At 54.3% G+C, this 18,233-nt stretch carries 18 protein-coding genes; 15 read left to right on the top strand and 3 right to left on the bottom strand.

The genetic code is table 11. From position 1 onward, the window contains the following. Positions 1 to 3: 3 nt before the first annotated feature. From gspE to M6D89_RS13690, 12 genes are all read left to right on the top strand, one after another. Positions 4 to 1,557: a type II secretion system ATPase GspE gene (gene gspE / locus M6D89_RS13635; RefSeq protein WP_418930360.1), complete on the top strand. Its 1,554-nt coding sequence runs from the start codon at positions 4 to 6 to the stop codon at positions 1,555 to 1,557. Between the two features lie 3 nt (positions 1,558 to 1,560). After that, positions 1,561 to 2,796: a type II secretion system inner membrane protein GspF gene (gene gspF / locus M6D89_RS13640; RefSeq protein ID WP_253968637.1), complete on the top strand. Its 1,236-nt coding sequence runs from the start codon at positions 1,561 to 1,563 to the stop codon at positions 2,794 to 2,796. A gap of 135 nt (positions 2,797 to 2,931) precedes the next feature. After that, a complete protein-coding gene (gspG, locus tag M6D89_RS13645) occupies positions 2,932 to 3,378 on the top strand; it encodes a type II secretion system major pseudopilin GspG (protein WP_253968638.1) in 447 nt (148 codons plus the stop codon). Beyond that, a complete protein-coding gene (locus M6D89_RS13650; protein ID WP_256504630.1) occupies positions 3,379 to 3,933 on the top strand; it encodes a prepilin-type N-terminal cleavage/methylation domain-containing protein in 555 nt (184 codons plus the stop codon). Then, positions 3,930 to 4,304, top strand: a complete 375-nt coding sequence (gspI, locus tag M6D89_RS13655) for a type II secretion system minor pseudopilin GspI (RefSeq protein WP_253968640.1) — start codon at positions 3,930 to 3,932, stop codon at positions 4,302 to 4,304. The genes M6D89_RS13650 and gspI overlap by 4 nt, the downstream gene beginning before the upstream one ends. Then, positions 4,297 to 5,007, top strand: coding sequence for a type II secretion system minor pseudopilin GspJ (gene gspJ, locus M6D89_RS13660; protein ID WP_253968641.1), 711 nt, complete (start codon positions 4,297 to 4,299; stop codon positions 5,005 to 5,007). Before gspI ends, gspJ begins: the two co-directional genes overlap by 8 nt. Further along, the gene (gene gspK / locus M6D89_RS13665; protein ID WP_253968642.1) at positions 4,991 to 6,085 is read left to right on the top strand and encodes a type II secretion system minor pseudopilin GspK; all 1,095 of its coding nucleotides are present in this window, start codon (positions 4,991 to 4,993) and stop codon (positions 6,083 to 6,085) included. The genes gspJ and gspK overlap by 17 nt, the downstream gene beginning before the upstream one ends. Next, positions 6,078 to 7,322 (top strand): type II secretion system protein GspL, encoded by a 1,245-nt coding sequence (gene gspL, locus M6D89_RS13670; protein WP_253968643.1) that lies wholly within the window; start codon positions 6,078 to 6,080, stop codon positions 7,320 to 7,322. Before gspK ends, gspL begins: the two co-directional genes overlap by 8 nt. Continuing rightward, entirely contained in the window at positions 7,319 to 7,804 is a 486-nt protein-coding gene (gene gspM, locus M6D89_RS13675; protein ID WP_253968644.1) for a type II secretion system protein GspM, read from the top strand. Before gspL ends, gspM begins: the two co-directional genes overlap by 4 nt. Continuing rightward, positions 7,804 to 8,949 (top strand): sialidase family protein, encoded by a 1,146-nt coding sequence (locus tag M6D89_RS13680; RefSeq protein ID WP_253968645.1) that lies wholly within the window; start codon positions 7,804 to 7,806, stop codon positions 8,947 to 8,949. The genes gspM and M6D89_RS13680 overlap by 1 nt, the downstream gene beginning before the upstream one ends. A gap of 13 nt (positions 8,950 to 8,962) precedes the next feature. Continuing rightward, complete coding sequence (locus M6D89_RS13685) at positions 8,963 to 9,712, top strand: type II secretion system protein N (RefSeq protein WP_253968646.1); 750 nt, start codon at positions 8,963 to 8,965, stop codon at positions 9,710 to 9,712. A gap of 207 nt (positions 9,713 to 9,919) precedes the next feature. Further along, positions 9,920 to 10,618 (top strand): haloacid dehalogenase type II, encoded by a 699-nt coding sequence (locus tag M6D89_RS13690; RefSeq protein WP_253968647.1) that lies wholly within the window; start codon positions 9,920 to 9,922, stop codon positions 10,616 to 10,618. A 232-nt stretch (positions 10,619 to 10,850) separates the two neighbouring features. Here M6D89_RS13690 and M6D89_RS13695 read toward each other — a convergent pair whose 3' ends face one another. Further along, complete coding sequence (locus M6D89_RS13695; RefSeq protein ID WP_253968648.1) at positions 10,851 to 11,774, bottom strand: MBL fold metallo-hydrolase; 924 nt, start codon at positions 11,772 to 11,774, stop codon at positions 10,851 to 10,853. A gap of 473 nt (positions 11,775 to 12,247) precedes the next feature. On the opposite strand from M6D89_RS13695, the gene M6D89_RS13700 reads away from it, so the two are divergent. From M6D89_RS13700 to M6D89_RS13710, 3 genes are read left to right on the top strand one after another with little or no spacing between them, the layout of a single operon-like run. Continuing rightward, a complete protein-coding gene (locus M6D89_RS13700; protein ID WP_253968649.1) occupies positions 12,248 to 13,282 on the top strand; it encodes an isopenicillin N synthase family dioxygenase in 1,035 nt (344 codons plus the stop codon). Positions 13,283 to 13,290: 8 nt separating this feature from the next. Further along, on the top strand, positions 13,291 to 14,238 hold the full coding sequence (locus M6D89_RS13705; protein ID WP_253968650.1) for a hypothetical protein: 948 nt from the start codon (positions 13,291 to 13,293) through the stop codon (positions 14,236 to 14,238). Positions 14,239 to 14,256: 18 nt separating this feature from the next. Further along, positions 14,257 to 15,351: a putative urea ABC transporter substrate-binding protein gene (locus M6D89_RS13710; protein ID WP_253968651.1), complete on the top strand. Its 1,095-nt coding sequence runs from the start codon at positions 14,257 to 14,259 to the stop codon at positions 15,349 to 15,351. Positions 15,352 to 15,399: 48 nt separating this feature from the next. On the opposite strand, the gene M6D89_RS13715 is transcribed toward M6D89_RS13710, so the two are convergent. Both M6D89_RS13715 and M6D89_RS13720 read right to left on the bottom strand, forming a co-directional pair. After that, entirely contained in the window at positions 15,400 to 17,769 is a 2,370-nt protein-coding gene (locus M6D89_RS13715) for a M56 family metallopeptidase (RefSeq protein ID WP_253968652.1), read from the bottom strand. Next, complete coding sequence (locus M6D89_RS13720) at positions 17,766 to 18,137, bottom strand: BlaI/MecI/CopY family transcriptional regulator (protein ID WP_253968653.1); 372 nt, start codon at positions 18,135 to 18,137, stop codon at positions 17,766 to 17,768. Before M6D89_RS13720 ends, M6D89_RS13715 begins: the two co-directional genes overlap by 4 nt. Between the last annotated feature and the right edge of the window lie 96 nt (positions 18,138 to 18,233).

Consider the following 18,233-nt stretch of genomic DNA (forward strand, 5'->3'; position numbering starts at 1 on the left):
GCGGTGAATAGCGAAATCTCGGAACCGGCTCAACTGCCCGAAGAGTTCGACGAAACCCTGGGCGCCGAGGAAGAAGAGCACCTGGCCGCCAGCGCTGGCGAAAGCCCGCGCCTGCCGTTTAGCTACGCCTCGGACCACGGCGTCATGCTGGACCCCGAGCGCGACAACACCGTGCTGCACAAACCCGGTTTACGCCTGGAAGTGCTGGCCGAGCTGTCGCGCTACTTTGACGGTGAAATGATGTTGGAAGAGCTGGATGCCGACACCTTCCAGCGCCAGCTGACCCGCGAATACCAAAGCAGCGACGGCGCCGCTCAACGCGCCGCCGAAGATTTGGGCAACGAGTTTGATCTGTCTTCCATGGCGGACGATCTGGCCGATCGCACCGACCTTTTAGCCGGGGATGACGACGCCCCGGTCATTCGTTTGATTAACGCCATTTTGTCCCAGGCGGTGCGCGAGCAGGCCTCGGATATTCACCTGGAGCCCTTTGAGGATCGGGTATCGGTGCGTTTTCGTACCGATGGCGTGCTCAGCGAAATGCTCTCGCCCAAACCCGAGCTGGCGCCCGTGCTGGTGTCACGCTTAAAAGTGATGGCGCGGTTGGATATCGCCGAAAAACGCCTGCCCCAGGATGGCCGGATTACCGTGCGCCTGGCCGGACACGCGGTGGATATTCGCGTCTCCACCATTCCCTCGGCCCACGGCGAGCGTATTGTGCTGCGCCTATTGGATCAGGCCGCCGGCCAGCTGCGCTTAAACGAGCTGCAAATGCCCACTCAGGTGGAAGAGCGCTTTGGCAAAGCCCTGCTGCGCCCCCACGGCATTATTCTGGTCACCGGCCCCACCGGCTCGGGTAAAACCACCACCCTTTATGCAGGCTTAAGCCACATCAATGTGCCCAGCCGCAATATTCTGACCATTGAAGACCCCATCGAATACCTGCTGCCGGGCATTGGCCAGACCCAGGTCAACGCCAAGGTGGACATGACCTTTGCCCGCGGCCTGCGCGCCATTTTGCGCCAGGACCCGGACGTGGTGATGGTAGGTGAGATTCGCGACTCGGAAACCGCCGACATTGCCATTCAGGCCAGTTTGACCGGCCACTTGGTATTGTCCACCCTGCACACCAACACCGCCATTGGCGCCATTATGCGCTTGAAGGATATGGGCGTAGAGCCCTTCCTGCTAGCCTCCAGTGTGGAGGTAGTCATGGCCCAGCGCCTGGTGCGCAAGCTGTGCAACGAGTGTAAAGAGGTGTACGAGCCCACCGAGTCCGAGCGCGAAATGCTGAAAACTCCCCCTGGGCAGACCATTTTCCGCGCAAAAGGCTGCAACAAGTGCAACCAGATGGGCTATCGCGGCCGTAAAGGTATTTACGAGCTGATCGAAATCAACGAAGCCATGCGCCACCTGATTCACGAAGAGGCGGGCGAGCAGGAGTTAATTGCCGAGGCGCGCAAACACTCCGAGTCCATTAGCGACGACGGCCGCCACCAAGTGGTTACCGGGGTAACCAGCCTGGAAGAAGTTCTGCGGGTCACCACAGCGAGCTAACCTATGGGCGCCTACAGTTACCGAGCACTCAACGAATCCGGCAAAACCGTCAAGGGCATCCTTGAGGGGGACTCCGAGCGCCAGGTACGCGCCCAGTTGCGCGCCAAAAAACTTAAGCCATTAGAGGTCGCCGACGCCGGCAACGCCAAGGTTCGCAACACCAGCAAAAGCGGCAGTGGCTTTTCCCTGTTTAGCCCCACCCCCAAACTCAAGGGGCGGGATTTAAGCCTGGTGACTCGCCAGCTGGCCTCGTTGCTAAGCTCGGGCCTGCCCTTGGACGAAGCCCTGCAGGCCACCGCCAAACAGGCGCAAAAGCCCGCGGCAAAGCAGGTGATGCTGCAAATTCGCACCAAGGTGCTGGAGGGGTTTTCGCTGGCCCAGGCACTGGGTGAACACCCCGGCTCGTTCGACGATATGTATCGCGCCATGGTGAAAGCGGGGGAAAGCTCGGGGTATCTAGGGCCAGTGCTGGAGCGCTTATCCGAGCACACGCTTAACTCGCAGCAGCTAAAATCGCGCCTTAAAACCGCCATGATCTATCCCATTGTGCTTTTGGTGATGAGCCTGGCGGTGATTATCGGCTTAATGGCTTTTGTGGTGCCCGACTTGGTCAACCTGTTCGCCCACTCCCAGCGCGAGCTGCCGGGGTTAACCCGCGCCCTGATCGCCACCAGCGACTTTATTGTCGGCTATGGTATCTGGGTACTGGCCGCCGCGGTGGGGGCCGCTTACGGCTTAAAGCAGATGTTAAAAAATCCCGCGCGGCAAAGGCGCTGGCACCAAATTCAATTAAAGCTGCCGGTCATTGGCAATGTGGTAAACCAATCTAACTCGGCGCGCTTTGCCTCGACCCTTAGCCTGTTAATGTCCAGTGGTGTACCCCTGCTGCAAGCGCTAAAAATTGCCGGCCAGGTAATGACCAACCGGGTACTACAAGAAGCCTGCGAAGACATTGCCGCCCAAGTGCACGAGGGTACCGCCCTGCACCGCGCCATGGAAAAAGCCAATTGCTTTCCGCCGCTATTGGTACAAATGGTGGCCAGCGGTGAAACCAACGGCACCCTGCCAGTGCAACTGGAACACGCCGCCAAAGACCAGCAGCGTGAACTGGAAATGGTGCTGTCGGTCTCACTGGGGTTAATGGAGCCGGCCACCATTGTCTTAATGGGCGGCGCGGTGCTGGTGATTGTACTGGCGATTCTGCAGCCGATTTTTGAAATGAATCAGATGGTAGGTTAGGGCCCGCAGGCCCCAAGTCGGAGGTCTGACGCCAGATGCCGGACGCTTTGCATCAGACCTCAGACATCCGACGTCAGACTTGAATTAAAATTTGCCAAGCGTAAAAACGGGCAAAAACACAACGGAGTAACAACCATGCAATACACGTCTCGCCAAACCGGCTTTAGTTTGATTGAAATTATGGTGGTGGTGGTCATTATTGGCCTGCTGGCCAGTATCGTGGCTCCCATGGTGCTGGACCGCGCCGATGAGGCGCGCATTAACAAGGTGCAGGCGGATTTTAAAAACATCCAAACCGCCCTGAACCTGTACCGCATCGATAACTATGTTTACCCCTCCAGCGAGCAGGGGCTAGAGGCGCTGGTGACTAAACCCACCATCAGCCCGGTGCCGCGCAACTATCGCCAGAGCGGCTATTTGGACCAATTGCCCATGGATCCCTGGGGCAGCCCTTATCTGTACATCAGCCCCGGCGAAAGCCGCGAGTATGACATCTACACCCAGGGCGCCGACGGTGTTGCCGGTGGTAGCGGCCAGGCGGCCGATATCAGTGTCTGGGATCAGGACTTGCCGCAGGACTAAATGATTTGTCGCCCGCGCCAGAGGGGTTTTACCCTAATCGAAATTATGATCGTGGTCATGATCATAGGCCTGAGCGCGGGTATGGCGACCATCGCCTTTGCCCCGGACGATACCAGCCGGCTGGAAAAAGCCGCCGATAAATTTATGCTGCAGGCGGAGTTTGTCGCCGAGCAAACCACTTTAACCGGCGAGGTGATCGGCCTGTTTATGCGCCCCAGCCAAAGCCGGGAGGGGGATCAGTGGTGCTACCGTTGGCGCCGCTTTCGCAACAGCAGCTGGCAGCCGGTATCGGACTTTTTAGAAGACGCCTGCTTTGCCCCCGGCATGGCCCTGGAGATGATCGTCGAGGGCGAGACCTACGAGTACGACGAGCGCGAAACCACCCCCCAACCGGTGCTTATCTACTACCCCAGCGGCGAGGCCACCCGCCTGGAGCTGGCGCTGTTCACCCGCTTTGATGACGACGAAGTACAGCGCATTACCGTGGATATGATGGGCGATGTGGTGTGGGAAAACCGCGAGCAGGAACTGGCCGAGCGGGAGAACGACTGGTGAGGCGCGCGCGCGGGTTTACCCTGATTGAAGTGATGGTAGCGCTGGCGATTGTCGCCACCGCGCTGCCCGCGCTGATGATGCTGATTACCAGCCAGCTGCAGGGCGCGGGTTTTAACCGCGAAAAAACCCAGGCCTACTGGATTGCCGAAAACCAGCTCACGCGCATCAAAATGCGCAAACAGCTGGTGGACCAATACAATATTCCCGATACCGAAAGCGGCAATGTCGAGCGCGGCGGCATTCGCTGGTACTGGGAGCTGGAATCCGAGGACACCGAAGTCGAGGGCTTTTTGCGCCTGGATATCCGCGTTGCCCCGGATGCCGATAAAGACAACACGCTGGCGACGCTGTCGGGTTTTATCAATGAGTAGCGCCGCGCACCCACAGCCCCAAGCCGGATTTACCCTGATTGAGGTGGTCATCGCCCTGGCGATTACCGCCGTGATTATGACCTTTACCTACCAGTCGTTCAGCACCGCCTCGCGCAGCGCCGAGGCCAGCGCCCAGACCCTGGCGCGCATTAACGAGCTGGACCGCACCTGGCAGATTCTGAATCAGGACTTGCGCCATATTCTGCAACCGGTAGACGCCAGCAACGACCCCAATGTGCCCGGCGGCCTGCGCCGGCCGTTTCGCGGCGCCAGCCTGTACGGCGATACCAGCGGCGATAAACTGGTGCTGCGCTTTACCCGCGGCGGCTGGCTCAACCCCATGAACCGCCCGCGCAGCGATATGCAGCAGGTTATTTACCGCATTGAAGACGGCACCCTGTGGCGCGACTACCGCCCCGAGCGCAACCTGGTGATCGAAGACTGGCTGTACGCCACCGACCTGATTCGCCAGCCCATGCTAGAGGCCATCGCCGATATCGACGTACGCTTTTTATCTCAGCAAAAGGCGCAGCAGCAGGGCACTGGTGTGCTCAGCGGTGAAGACTACGCCCGCGACTGGGTGCAAACCTGGCCCGACAGCTCGGGCGTGGGGGTCGATACCAGCCTGCCGGTGGCAGTGGTGATTCGCATAGAGCTGGAAGACGGCCTGGTCAGCGAGAGGTTGTATGATCTTGCGCAATAGCCAGTCCTTACACCTGCCCCGACGTCAGCGCGGCACCGTGCTGATTATGGCCATTTTAGTGGTCACTCTGGTGGCAGGTTTTGCCATTAAAGCCTCGCGGGATTACCAACTCAGCATGGCCCGTGCCGAAGCCCGCTGGCACGGCGCCCAGGCACGCGCTTACCTTTCCGGCGCCGAGAGTCTGGCCATTTACTTTCTGGAGCTGGACGACAACCCCGATGTCGACAGCAAGCTCGAACCCTGGGCCATGGAGCTGCCCCCGTTTCCCATTGAGGGCGGGGTTATTCTCGCCGAAATAGAAGATGCCAGCGCCAAGATCAACCTGAACGATTTGTCTGGTAACCTCGATATGGAAGACGGTAATCCATCCGATCCCGACCGATTTAGCTCGGCGCAAAAGCACTTTTTGCGCCTGCTGCAAAGCTTTGAAGAGATTTACCCGCTCTCGCAGGAAGACGCCATTGCCCTGTTGGAAGCGATAAAAGACTGGACCGACAGCGACGATGAAATCACCGGCTTTACCGGCGCCGAGACCGATTACTATCAAAGCCAGGACCCGGCCTACCGCGCCGCCAATGCGCCCTTTACCAGCAAAGATGAGCTGCGCCTGGTACGCGGCTTCACCCCCGAGCTGATGCAACTGATCAAGCCCTATATCACGGTCTACGAAACCGGCGGTAGCGGCGCAGGCCTTAATGTGAATACCATTAACCCGTTTTTACTGCGCACCTTTAACAATAGCGAAGTGCTGCAGCCGCTCTCACCCCAGGTGATGGGCCAGGTGGTTTCGGAAAACGGCGAGTATGCCACCATGCAGGAGTTTACCGAGAACACCGGCTGGGGCAGCGCGGTCTCCGGCGAGCTGGACACCGAGTATGCGCGGGTCACCACCGACCACTTTTTGGTCACCACCCGGGTGCAGCTGGGTGAACAAAGACGCAGTATGCAGAGTGTTTTATCCCGTGCCGACGGCGATTTTAAGGTAGAAAGTCGCCGCGACGTGTACGATTACATCCTTAACCTGGAACGCGCTGGCATGCAGGCCGGCCAAGCGGAAGCAATAAATAACAATGAGTGAATCTCTCACCCTATACATAAGCCACTATGGCAGCGACCTGACCTGGCTGGTGCGGCGCCCGGATTTGCCCGAAGAACTGGGCCGCGGCGATGTTGAAGCCCTGGCCCAGGCCCTGGGCGATGGCAACCACCGGGCCCGTTTAATTGTGGGCGGCTCGCAGGTGGTAGCGCGCAGCCTCAGTTATCAGGAAAAAGAAAAACGCCATCTGCGCAAGCTGATGCCCTTTCAGCTGGAAGAAGAGGTGATTGGCGATATCGACCAATTCCACTTCGCCCTGGGCAAGGCCGAAGGCGGTACCGTGCATCTGCTGTATACCGAGCGCGCGCGCCTGAGCGAGTTGTTTGCGCAACTGGCGGACATTAACGTCGAGATTACCCAAGCCCATCCGGCGGGCCTGCTACCGGAAATCCCCCAGCCCGACAGCGCCGACGACGAACCCGTCGACAGCTGGGCGATTCACTGGCAAGACGGCCAAGTAAGTGTTCACTATGGCGACAGTGCCGGCTTTACCGTAGACGCCAGTAACCTGCCGGCCGCCCTAGAGCTGCTGCTACAGGCGCAAAACCGAGTCGATAACCTGCCCCGACTGAGCCTGAGCGCACCGGATGAAAACCAGCTGGAAGCGCTGGAGCAATCGCTACCCGCCAGCCTGGAAGGTGCGGGTGGCGATACCCGCATCGCTTCGCTGTGGGACTTTACTCCCGCCGCCGATTGCATTGACCTATGCCAGGGCGAGTTCTCGCAGCGGTTGCCCATTGAGCGCTGGTGGAAAGCCTGGCGCACCGTGGCCATGGTGGGTGCGGCGGCGGTGGTTATCTATATCGCCACCTTGCTGCTGTCACTGAACCAGCTGCAAAACCAAAACCTGGACATACGCAAAGACATTGAACAGGTATTTCGCACTGTGGTGCCCAATGGCCCGGCCAATGACCCCGAGCGCCGCCTGCGCATTAAGGCACGCGACCTCGAGCCCCAGGGCGAAAGCACTCAGGTCATTCCGCTGCTGGGTGATGTTCTGCCCAAGGTGCAGGCCCAAGGCGAGATTACCCTTAAGGGCGTTTACTACACCGCCGACAGCGACGAGCTGAGCCTAAACCTGCAGGCCGGTACCTTTAACGCCATTGAATCGCTGCGCGGCGCGATTGAGTCCGCCGGCTTAAGCGCCGAGCTGCTCTCATCCAGCGCCCAGGGCGATAACTTATCGGCGCGGATGAAAGTCAAACGGGAGCTGCCATGAACAAATTATTCGACGCTCTGAGTAAATACAATCGCCGCGAGCAAACCATTTTGCTGGTGGGCGTTCTGGCGGTGGTGCTTTATATTTTGTGGATGGGCGTGCTCTCGCCACTGAAGGAAAAACGCGAGCAGCAGCTGGTGACTAACGCCTCGACCGCCGCCGCGCTTGAGCGCGTCAAGGTACTGGCGGCGCGCATTAACAACGCCGAGTCCGCCGCCAACCAGCAAAGCGCGGCCTCTAGCGGCAATATCAGCCAGCTGATCGACTCCACCCTGCAGGCCAATGGGCTGCGTATGAGCGGTTTTCAGCCCGGCACCCGTGGCGAGGTACGCGTGCGGCTGGATAACGTCAACTACGCCGCCATTACCCAGTGGCTGTACGACCTGGAATACAAGCATGATGTCAGTATTAAAGATTTATCCATGGCATCTACCACCACACCGGGACAGGTCACAGCCAATGTGCGCCTGAGCAAAAACTGATGCGAGCACTAGTGTTTGCCACCATTTTACTGGCCGGTGTTTGCCAGGCGCAGCAGGCGCCTATTCGCGCCGCCGAGGGTCTGTTTGATGCCCAGGCACTGAACCTGGGGCTGGAAATGGCAACCGGCGCCGAAACCTTTACCGTGTTTGCCGCAGGCGGTAACACCTACCAGTACAACCACGGCGCCGTGCCTTTTGCTTTTAAGGGCAAGTTGTATGTGCAGTGGCAGAGCTCGCCTCACGACGAAGACGCCCCCACCACCCAGGTACGCTACGCCATGAGCATAGACGGCAAGCGCTGGAGCGATGCCATAGTGCTGGCCCAGCCGCGCGCCGACGCCACGGTAACCAACGGCGGCTGGTGGGCCTATGGCGATACCCTGGTGGCTTACATTAACGTCTGGCCCCATGACCTAGAGCCGCGCGGCGGCCATGTGGAGTATCGCACCAGTAAAGACGGCATTCACTGGAGCGCTCCTAAGCCGGTACTGGATGATCAGGGCGAGCCCTTGCAAGGCATTCTGGAGCAGGACATCCGCGCCTTAGAAGACGGCCGATTGATTTCGGCCGCACACATGCAGCCGGGCTTAAAAGCCAAGCCAGTCTTTACCGATGATGCCACCGGCCTCGGCGGTTGGCAGACGGGCGATATGACCAACCTGCCCACAAACTCAGACGTAAGCCGCGAAATAGAGCCCAGCTGGTTCACCCGCGATGGCGAAGTGGTGATGACCTTTCGCGATCAGCAGTCCAGCTTTCGAATTTTTGCCGCGCTCAGTAAAGATCGCGGGGAAACCTGGAGCAGACCCGCTAAAACCAATATTCCCGACTCGCGCGCCAAACAGAGCGCAGGCAATTTGCCGGGCGGCGGTGCGTTTATTATTAACAACCCCAGCAACAGCAAAGCGCGCTTCCCGCTGGTCATAAGCACCAGCGCCGATGGCGTGGTATTTGATCGCGCCTACATTCTGCGCGCCGAAGGCGATAAACTGCCCGCGCAAAAATACCCGGGGCGCTATAAACGCGTGGGCTACAGCTACCCCAAATCAATGGTGCACAACGGTTATGTGTACACCGCTTACGGCACGGGCAAAGAAGATATCGACATTACCCGGGTACCGGTCGCCTCACTGCAATACGAATAACGGTTAAGAGTTTATGATTCGCTGGATTTTATTTGGACTTGTTTGCACCCTGGTATTTGCCGTTACGCAAATTCCCGCCACTTGGGGCGCGCACTTTATGACTCAGGGAACGGGTCTGGGACTGTCGGGTATTTCGGGCAGTTTGTGGCGCGGCAAAGCGGGCATGGCCTCGGTGCGTATTGACGGGCGCGACTACTCGCTGGGCGAACTCACCTGGCATTTGCAGCCCATGAGTTTGCTCACCCTCAAACCCTGCGCCGATTTAACCACCAGCCTGGAGCGCCAACAGGTAACAGGCACCGCTTGTGCCAGCACCAGTGGCGCGCTGCAGTTAAGCGATACCAACATCAGCATTCCCGCCAGCTTAATTCAGGACTTGCCCGAACCCACCAAGCTGAACGGGCAGGTGTCGGCGCACATCGACACGCTAAAGCTTGAAGGACAAACCCTGAACGCGCTTAAGGGCAACTTAAGCTGGACCGGCGCACGCCTGCACAACGGCCAAAGCTGGCTGGACTTGGGGGCCTTTGCCGGCGATCTGTCAGCCACCGATGAGGGTCACATCCGCGCCGATATATTCTCGCTGGAAGGGCCGGTGGACTTAAGCGGTAATGTAGTCATGCCCTTAAGCGGCGGCGTCATCATCGACACCACCTTCAAATTTACCGACGACTTCGCCCGCGAAGTTCAGGCGGATCAATGGCTGCCCATGCTGGCCGAACCACTGGATGATGGTCGCAGCCGTTTGCGGATGAGCTTGTAGGCCAAATCAGCTCTCTGGGTCCGCCTACAAAACTTTACCGTTTCCATTTAGCTTGGCCGCGGCCTGTCACCGGGGCGCTGCTCTTGCTGTGCTAAAGTGATTTCCCTTGGTTTAACTCATCCGGTATCACAGGTTTACTTTATGTTGCGTAAATTATCCATTTACCTTTTTACTTTGCTCATTGGAACGCTGTCAGGAGGTTCAGTTATGGCTCAGGGTGCATCCGAGCTGCCTAGGCCCAAGGTTATTATCTTTGACGTTAATGAAACTTTGCTGGATTTGGAGTCTATGCGCGCCTCGGTGGGTAAAGCGTTAAACGGTCAGCAAGCGCTGCTGCCGCTTTGGTTTTCCACCATGTTGCACAACTCGTTGGTCACCACCGTAACCGGCGAATACCACGACTTTGGCAAAATTGGGGTCGCCTCCTTGCTGATGGTAGCCCAGAATAACGACATTGAGCTGAGCGAAGAGCAGGCTAAAGAAGCGATTGTAACCCCCTTGCTCAGTTTGCCCGCGCATCCCGATGTGAAACAGGGGCTGACCCAGATAAGTGAGCAGGGTTTTAAAATTGTCAGCTTGACGAACTCGTCCAATAAAGGCGTGAAAACCCAGTTCGAAAACGCCGGGTTAATGGAGTATTTTGATGCCCGCTATAGCATTGAAGACATTCAAATTTACAAGCCAGATTTACGCGCTTACGACTGGGCATTGCAGCAATTGAATGTAAAACCCGAAGAGGCGCTAATGGTGGCTGCCCATGGTTGGGATGTCGCCGGTGCAAAAGCCGCTGGTTTGCAAACCGCTTTTATCGCTCGCCCCGGTAAAGCACTGTATCCATTGGCAGAAAAGCCCGATTATATTGTCGACTCTGTGACCGAATTGGCGGCTATTTTAAGCGCCAAATAATAATACTGGGCGGCCTCGGCATTGGGGCTGCCTATCGATTCTCTTCGCCATTAACCTCCCTTCACGTTTGCCGATTTTTGTTTTTAACTTTTTATAGACTTGATAGCGCTACTTATCGCTTGGCAAATACACCGCTTTATATAGTCGCAGTTCTGCACATTTTTATCGCCCATACTACAGCCGCGAAGTAGAGGGCAGTATAGAAAGTAAAGGATTGGATACATAGGCTGGGTTATTTGTCCTTATAGCTCAGCCACCACCGGTTTTGCGGCCAGGGCTCACCCAGGGTCATAATCTCGCCCACAATCGGGGTGGTTAAAGTAACGCTTTGTTTATCCGCTTCATCGGCCACTGTGTCTAACGGGTCATACCAAGCGTGAAAGGCCAGATTAAACGTGCCATTGTGAATGGGCATCATTACCTTCCCTTGCAAATCAATGTGTGCCTGAACGCTCTCTGCAGGCCTCATATGAACGCCCGGCCACTGCTCATCGTAAGCACCTGTTTCTATCATGGTTAAATCGAAAGGCCCTAAACGCTCACCAATGGTTTTAAAGCCGGAAAAATAACCCGAATCACCACTGAAATATAAACTGGCCGAGCGGGTTTTGATTATCCACGACCCCCACAGGCTTTCGTTTGAGTCCCCCAGACCACGGCCGGAAAAGTGCTGCGTAGGCGCAAAGGTAACCTCGGTGACTGGCGTGCTAAAAGTGTCCCACCAGTCGAAGGTTTGAATTTTATCCTCGCTCACACCCCAATCACGCAAGCTTTTATCAACCCCTAAGGGCACCGCAAAAACATCCACTTTGGGCGCAAGTACCGCAATAGCTTTCTTATCCAGGTGGTCATAGTGGTTATGAGAAATCAATACCCGATCAATCGCAGGCAGCTCGTTAATAGAAATGGGGGTAGGCTGGAAGCGTTTGGGGCCCAAAAAGCTAAACGGCGATGCTCGCTCGGAAAACACGGGATCAATTAACCAGTAGCTTCCGTGGATTTTAAGCAAGATAGAAGAGTGCCCCAGCTTCACAAGGTGTACTTGATCGTCGCTAAGCGCATCGAGTTGGGAACGGCTAAGGGTTTGCAAAGGCAATTCAGAATCCGGTTCCGCATCGGGGCGCTCCTCGGTCATAAACCGCCAAAAGATCTTCACGGTGCTCCATAAAGAACTAGGCGAAGCCGGTGTTTGATTAACGTACTTACCGTCTTGCCGAGGGGCCGCTGTCGTCGTATTCACTTGTTCTGCCACCGCGCAGCCTCCCAGAAACCACAAAATTAGAAAAGCAAAAATAGGTTGATACCGCTGCATAAAAAGCTCGATGTAAACGCGTTAGTTTATCGGGGACGATCCAGGCAAGTAAACCATTCCCCGCTCACCTGGGGCGCAAACAGTGCACAGGCGAAGTTTCGTGCCCAATAATAAGGACTTTGGGGCGCGCCAACTACCCGCCCATGTATGAATTGCCTTTAAAGTCAATCGCTTAGAAAACACAATAACATTTGGTATAGGCGTTGCTATATAAACTTGAGAAGTATCCGGGACGACCCGGAGCGGTCCGCCGTTTCTTTGTCTGGACGACCAGGCGACGTTTTGAATATGACAACTTATTCAGGAGGTTGCCCCCAGTGTCAGACAAAGCACCATCCACCCACACAGCGTTTACCACGTTGCCCTGTGTTGATATCGCCGGACTTTTTTCCAGCGATGTCGCCGTGCGCTACAAAGTAGCGCAGCAATTAGGTCAGGCCGCACGCGATGTTGGCTTTTTATACATTACTGGCCACGGCGTTTCCCCCGTTCTACGTCAGCGTTTGGTAGAGCGAGCGCAAGAGTATTTTGCCCGCCCGCTGGACGATAAAATGCGTTTTTATATCGGTCAGTCGGAAAACCACAGTGGCTATGTTCCCGAAGGTGAAGAAAAACTGGGCGACGGCGCAGTCGACTGCAAAGAAGCTTACGACGTTAATTACGACTACCGCTCCGATCTCGGTCGCCGCCCCATGTTGGGCCCAACGCAATGGCCCGATGCGCCGGGCTTTCAAGAAGATGTGCATGCCTATTATCAAGCTGCACTCAATGTGGCCAATGCGTTATTTCGCGGTTTTGCACTCGCGCTCGAGCTGAAAGAAGACGCGTTAACCCGTCACGTAAATCACCCGCCTAGTCAACTGCGGATGATTCACTACCCCTATAATTCTAGCGCGCCATCCGATCGACCCGGCATTGGCGCCCACACCGATTACGAATGCTTTACGATTTTGCTACCCACCGCTCCCGGCTTAGAAGTGCTAAACGGCGCAGGTGAATGGATTGATGTACCGCTTAAAGAAGACGCTTTTGTGATTAACATTGGCGACATGCTCGAGGTGTTAAGCAATGGCCAATTTGTCGCGACATCGCACCGGGTGCGTAAAGTAAAAGAAGAGCGTTACTCATTCCCTCTGTTTTGCGCTTGCGATTACGACACCGAGATTGCCCCGCTTGCATCGCTTACTCACAACAAACCCGAGCGTGAGTACATCAGTCTTAAATGCGGCGATCACCTGTACGCTCAAACCATTCAGACGTTTACCTATTTAAAGGAAAGGTTGGCGCGCGGTGAAATCAGTATGCCCGAAAATTCACAGGCTACGGATAGCTTTGGCTATCACGGACGTTAGGAGGGCATATGCATTTACTGGATATTCTGGCAACGCATCCTAAGCCAGCGGACAAAGGTGTACCCGATTGGATGCTGGGTTATTTTAAACGCCGCAGCATTAGTTTTGCCAATGGTGATACCGACACTCAAACCCATGTGTGCTGGCTACAGAGTCGTAACTTCACTATAGATTTGCGCTTGCCCATCGAATCAGAACAAGTGCCTGAAAAAAGGTGGGCCGACTACAGTGCCGCTGAGCTACGAACCTTAGGCAACTATGAGGGCTGGGTAGCCGATAGTGTCTGGAATGGCGAAACCCTAGCATGGAAAAACGAGGTGGCTTTGCAGCTGCACGGCCGCTGGCAAGAGCCCGCCTATTTACACCGCGTGGGAAATTGCATGATGGAGTTTTGCCCCAGTGACGCCTATGCAGAAGACTGGCGGCTACAACCCAGTAAACCCGGACCGCTTGTGGGCTTGCGGCTTACTCGCGAGATTAATAAAACCACAGGACAACAAATCCGTCGCGATGGTGGATTAATAACCTGCGGTGACTATGCCGCTTTGGTTTTGGGTCGGCCGAGCAGTATTGCCAGCAGCGACACAAATGCTTTGCGTGAAATGGCCGAGCAATCAGTCGGCGACCAGAACCGTTTAAGCGCGCTGTTTGAGTTTGAAACCTCGGTGGCAAAAGGCTCTTTGGCGGATGGCTATACCATTCAATTAAGCACTCGGCCCGACAGACAGGGTAAAACTTTAATCTCACTCGATGGATTTCGCCTAGCAGATGACCCCGATTCTTTAACGCAAACCTGTACTTCAGAGAACGGGGAAGTTATCGAGCGCCACTATCGGATTGATACGATTGAAACCGAAATACCCTATGCCCAACACACGTCCACTACGGCCCAGGCCAGGCAGTGGTTTAACGCAGAAAGTGAAACCTTGTGCCGCTACACCCAACCTTGTTACTAATACCGAGAGGTAAATTTAATGTCGACTATTTATACCCGAATCAAAAAAAGCGCCTCACGCATAGTCAGCACGCTTTGTGTCGCTACTTGTGTATTAGGCGTTAACCAGGCTTATGCCCAGGAAAGGGACTCCTTTAAAATCGCCTGGTCAATTTACGCTGGCTGGATGCCCTGGGCCTATGCCGACGATAAAGGCATTATCGACAAGTGGGCCGATAAGTACGGCATTGAAATTGAAGTGGTGCAAATGAACGATTACATCGAATCCATCAACCAGTTTACCGCTGGCGAATTCGATGGCTGCACCATGACCAACATGGACGCGCTGACCATTCCCGCCGCTTACGGCGTTGATACCACCGGATTAATCCTGGGCGACTACTCTAACGGTAACGATGGCTTAGTCCTTAAAAACGCCGACAGTATCGAAGACATTAAAGGCCGCAACGTCAATTTAGTGGAACTGTCGGTATCCCATTATTTTCTCGCCCGTGCCCTGGATATGAACGGCATGTCTGAGCGTGATGTAACCGTGGTGAACACCTCGGATGCCGATGCGGTATCCACCTTTATGACCAACGATGTTACCGCAGCCGCAGTTTGGAACCCGCAGCTGGGTATTATTTTGGAACGCGCCGAAGACGCCACCGAAGTGTTTACCTCAGCAGAAATCCCCGGTGAAATCATCGATATGATGGCGGTAAAAACCGAGGTTCTGGAAGCGAACCCAGCGTTTGGTAAGGCCTTGGTCGGTGCCTGGTTTGAAACTCTCTCACTAATGCAGGGTGATTCAGAAAAAGCAAAAGAGGCCCGCACCTACATGGCCACGCAAGCCGGTACCGACTTGGCGGGCTACGACGCCCAGCTTGACGATACCATGCTGTTCTATACCCCAGACTCCGCCTACGAGTTTGTCAGCAACAAGGATTTGATAGGGTTTATGGACAAGGTTCGTCAGTTTTCTTTCGACAAAGGCCTGCTAGGCGAAGCCAGCCCCAGTCCAGACGTGGTGGGTATGGAATTCGACGATGGCACCGTGTTGGGCGATAAAAGCAACATTAAGCTTCGCTTTGACGGCAGCTACGTCAAAATGGCAGCAGAGGGCGAGCTGTAAAACTTAAAATGCAAAAAAGGCCCCGCCTAGGCGGGGCAAACGCTATGGTTAATCAATAGCCTTCTGGATCATTTTCTGTTCCAGCTGGGCAAAAGCAGCTTCCAATCGATCGCATGTCATGTCATAGCCGTAGAGGTTTATTTCACTATGACTAATCCGGTCGTTCACAATATAGGGCATGCCCGGGCAATACGCTTGTGCCAGGGCAACGGCCTGAGAAAAATCCGTTTTCTCCACTTCAAAATCAAACGCTTCATCGGCCAACATTGGGTCTGATGAGAGACTAAGCCAGGTATTTTCGTCGACAATATTGTAAGTTTCGGGGTTATCTATTAAAAACTGGCGGGCTTTTTGATCATCTGCAAGGCCAATTAAGTAGTCCGCTCGCGAACTCTGATATAGACGAGTGAAAAAATCTCGCAAGCCGCCTTTTAGGCTATCACCAGTGCTAGCGATATGATTTCTAAGTTGATTCTGGATATCCTTATCGGTTAACAGATAAGGTTTAAGATCCTGAGGAACCTGATCGATCTTGTGTGCCAACTCTTCCTTAGAGTATCCCTCAAAGGCGCTCGCGGGCAAATATTCGGAAAGCTGATCACTGCTGACACCACCAGAGGCCTGCATAACAATATCCACTGTACCTGCTTCGCTTGCCTGTATACCGAGGTTGCTATCGCCCAGCGTGTCCATACTATTATCGATAAAATCTTGCGCCAGCGATAAGGTTACGTTTGCCTGATATAAGCCCATTTGATAATGAAAGAAAACACCTTTCGATTTAGTACCAGCGGGATGCAGGCTGGTACTGAAATCGCCAAGGGTATGATTCATGCCTTCCGGTTCTAAACGGAACTTTAAGTGAACTTCATTTGTACTGAAAGTTGACATAGTGACGACTATATCTTCTTGATCAATGCGCATAAACAGGCGATCGGTCAACACCTCTAACTTTCCCGAGGCAATATCGGCAAACATTCGGTCAGGAACGCTAAGCTCGACACGTCCTCTCAGATAGGTTTTTAAAATAATCGGTTGAGAATAGCCGGGCAAGTCAACATTGTAGGTTTCTCTGGAGTTTATGGGACTCTCTAGTAACGCAAAAAACTGTTGATGATGACTATTAAAAATTATATTTTTTACCTTATCCCACTCAGAATCACTTAGATGTTCCCACTGTTCTCCACGGGGCATATCGGACCAACCGTAATTTTGATAAATGTTATCTCGCAAATAGTATGAAAAGTAAAATCTTTCATTTATGTCCAATAGTTTAAACTCGTCCAATAATTCTATGCTCGTAATAATTCGTATCTTATTATTGCCGCTGTACATACCCTCTTTAAATTCATTCATAAGACTTTCAACAGCGGAATCGCTGAGCGTGGTGATTTCAGGGTATTTCTCTCCAGCAAGACTGCTGTGGGTATAGAAGCTCGCGCATAGCAGGACGATAATGCTCAGCAAGCTCGACAAGAAACCTTGAGGTGTGGAAGTAACATGATGTTGGGAATTAAAAATCCGCTTTACTCGAGCCAGTAAATGCTTGGGCTGGTTATTAAAAGCCATGGCTATTTCTCCTTGTAATGACAGTTCCGAAAATTGTTGCAGTGATCTTGCGTAAAGCATGGGGTCACCGCAGCAGGCGACAGCGGCATCGTCGCAGGCGTTTTCTCGCTCAGCGTCAAGCTGCTTGCAAATCCATAGAAAGGGCAGGTTAAAAAAATACAGCGATTTACAGAATTGTTGAATTAATCCAATCAGAAAATCGTGGCGACGAATATGAGCCATTTCGTGCAAAAGAATGGCCTCAATTTGCTCCTCGGGCAGTCGTGTAAGCATGCCAACCGGTAAAAGAATAACGGGCTTTAAGTGTCCGATAACACAGGGAGTGGCTAGATAATGGCTAATTTTAAGTATGACCCGTTGGTTTAGCTTGAGTCGCTCGGCGAGGGTGTTGACCCTTTTTTGCCAAAGGTCGGGGGCGCGATAGCTTAGGTGGTTTTTATGGTGAAAACACTGATAAACATTGACACTGTAGCGAAGTAAAAACACACAGCTACCTACCAGCCACAGCGCTACAACCCAGTTTAAATGCTGGTTTAACGCACTTACCACTGATGGGGTCTCGGGGGCGGCGGTCACTACAGCGCCCCACGGCATTATCCCAATAACACGAGGCGCCTCTTGCGGGCTGGCTCCAGCGTAATAGATAAATGTCGCGATGCTAGACGCCAGGCATACCACCAGCGCCAGTAGTGAAGCGATATAGCGTTTATTCGCCGCCTGGGGGCGGATGAACTTTAACGCAACGGCCAACGCGATCGCGGCGGCGGCGCATTGCCATAAAGAGTGCAGAAGGGTCCAACCCAATGCGTACAGCAGTGGCTCGCCCAGCCATTGGCTGAGAATATTCATTGCTTATCCTCCAGGTCGTCCAGAAACGCCCGAATGTCGTCTATCTCGCGGCGGGAGACCTTTTTATTACCCAGCAGCGACATCACCAAATTCGACGCGGACCCCCCAAAAGTGGACTGCACGACATTGTCCAACAAACTCGATTTTGCGTCAGACTCTTCGATAAGGGGCCGGTAAACGTGGCTGCGACCCACTCGCTCACGCTCCAGCAGGCCTTTTTGATGCATCAGCTGCATTAGCTTTAGCGTGCCGGTATAGCTCACTTGTTTGTGCTGATTAAGCCTATCGTTAACCGTCTGCGCAGTCGCTTCCTTCTCAGCCCACAATATGCTGAGAATTTCCCATTCGGACTGAGTGGGTCGCTTCATGATTTCTCCCGTAAATACGAACATCTTCGTATTTAATTTACGAAACAGTTCGTAATAACGCAAATACGCATTTGGAATAAAAAGAAAGGGCTTTTA

Source organism: Gilvimarinus xylanilyticus (assembly GCF_024195295.1).
GTDB lineage: Bacteria > Pseudomonadota > Gammaproteobacteria > Pseudomonadales > Cellvibrionaceae > Gilvimarinus > Gilvimarinus xylanilyticus.

Excerpts from the sequence above, each read along its gene's own strand:
- gspF (WP_253968637.1), top strand. The coding sequence starts at position 1,561 with ATGGGCGCCTACAGTTACCGAGCACTCAACGAATCCGGCAAAACCGTC.
- gspG (WP_253968638.1), top strand. The coding sequence starts at position 2,932 with ATGCAATACACGTCTCGCCAAACCGGCTTTAGTTTGATTGAAATTATG.
- M6D89_RS13650 (WP_256504630.1), top strand. The coding sequence starts at position 3,379 with ATGATTTGTCGCCCGCGCCAGAGGGGTTTTACCCTAATCGAAATTATG.
- gspJ (WP_253968641.1), top strand. The coding sequence starts at position 4,297 with ATGAGTAGCGCCGCGCACCCACAGCCCCAAGCCGGATTTACCCTGATT.
- gspK (WP_253968642.1), top strand. The coding sequence starts at position 4,991 with ATGATCTTGCGCAATAGCCAGTCCTTACACCTGCCCCGACGTCAGCGC.
- gspL (WP_253968643.1), top strand. The coding sequence starts at position 6,078 with ATGAGTGAATCTCTCACCCTATACATAAGCCACTATGGCAGCGACCTG.
- gspM (WP_253968644.1), top strand. The coding sequence starts at position 7,319 with ATGAACAAATTATTCGACGCTCTGAGTAAATACAATCGCCGCGAGCAA.
- M6D89_RS13680 (WP_253968645.1), top strand. The coding sequence starts at position 7,804 with ATGCGAGCACTAGTGTTTGCCACCATTTTACTGGCCGGTGTTTGCCAG.
- M6D89_RS13685 (WP_253968646.1), top strand. The coding sequence starts at position 8,963 with ATGATTCGCTGGATTTTATTTGGACTTGTTTGCACCCTGGTATTTGCC.
- M6D89_RS13690 (WP_253968647.1), top strand. The coding sequence starts at position 9,920 with ATGGCTCAGGGTGCATCCGAGCTGCCTAGGCCCAAGGTTATTATCTTT.
- M6D89_RS13705 (WP_253968650.1), top strand. The coding sequence starts at position 13,291 with ATGCATTTACTGGATATTCTGGCAACGCATCCTAAGCCAGCGGACAAA.
- M6D89_RS13710 (WP_253968651.1), top strand. The coding sequence starts at position 14,257 with ATGTCGACTATTTATACCCGAATCAAAAAAAGCGCCTCACGCATAGTC.
- M6D89_RS13715 (WP_253968652.1), bottom strand. The coding sequence starts at position 17,769 with ATGAATATTCTCAGCCAATGGCTGGGCGAGCCACTGCTGTACGCATTG.
- M6D89_RS13720 (WP_253968653.1), bottom strand. The coding sequence starts at position 18,137 with ATGAAGCGACCCACTCAGTCCGAATGGGAAATTCTCAGCATATTGTGG.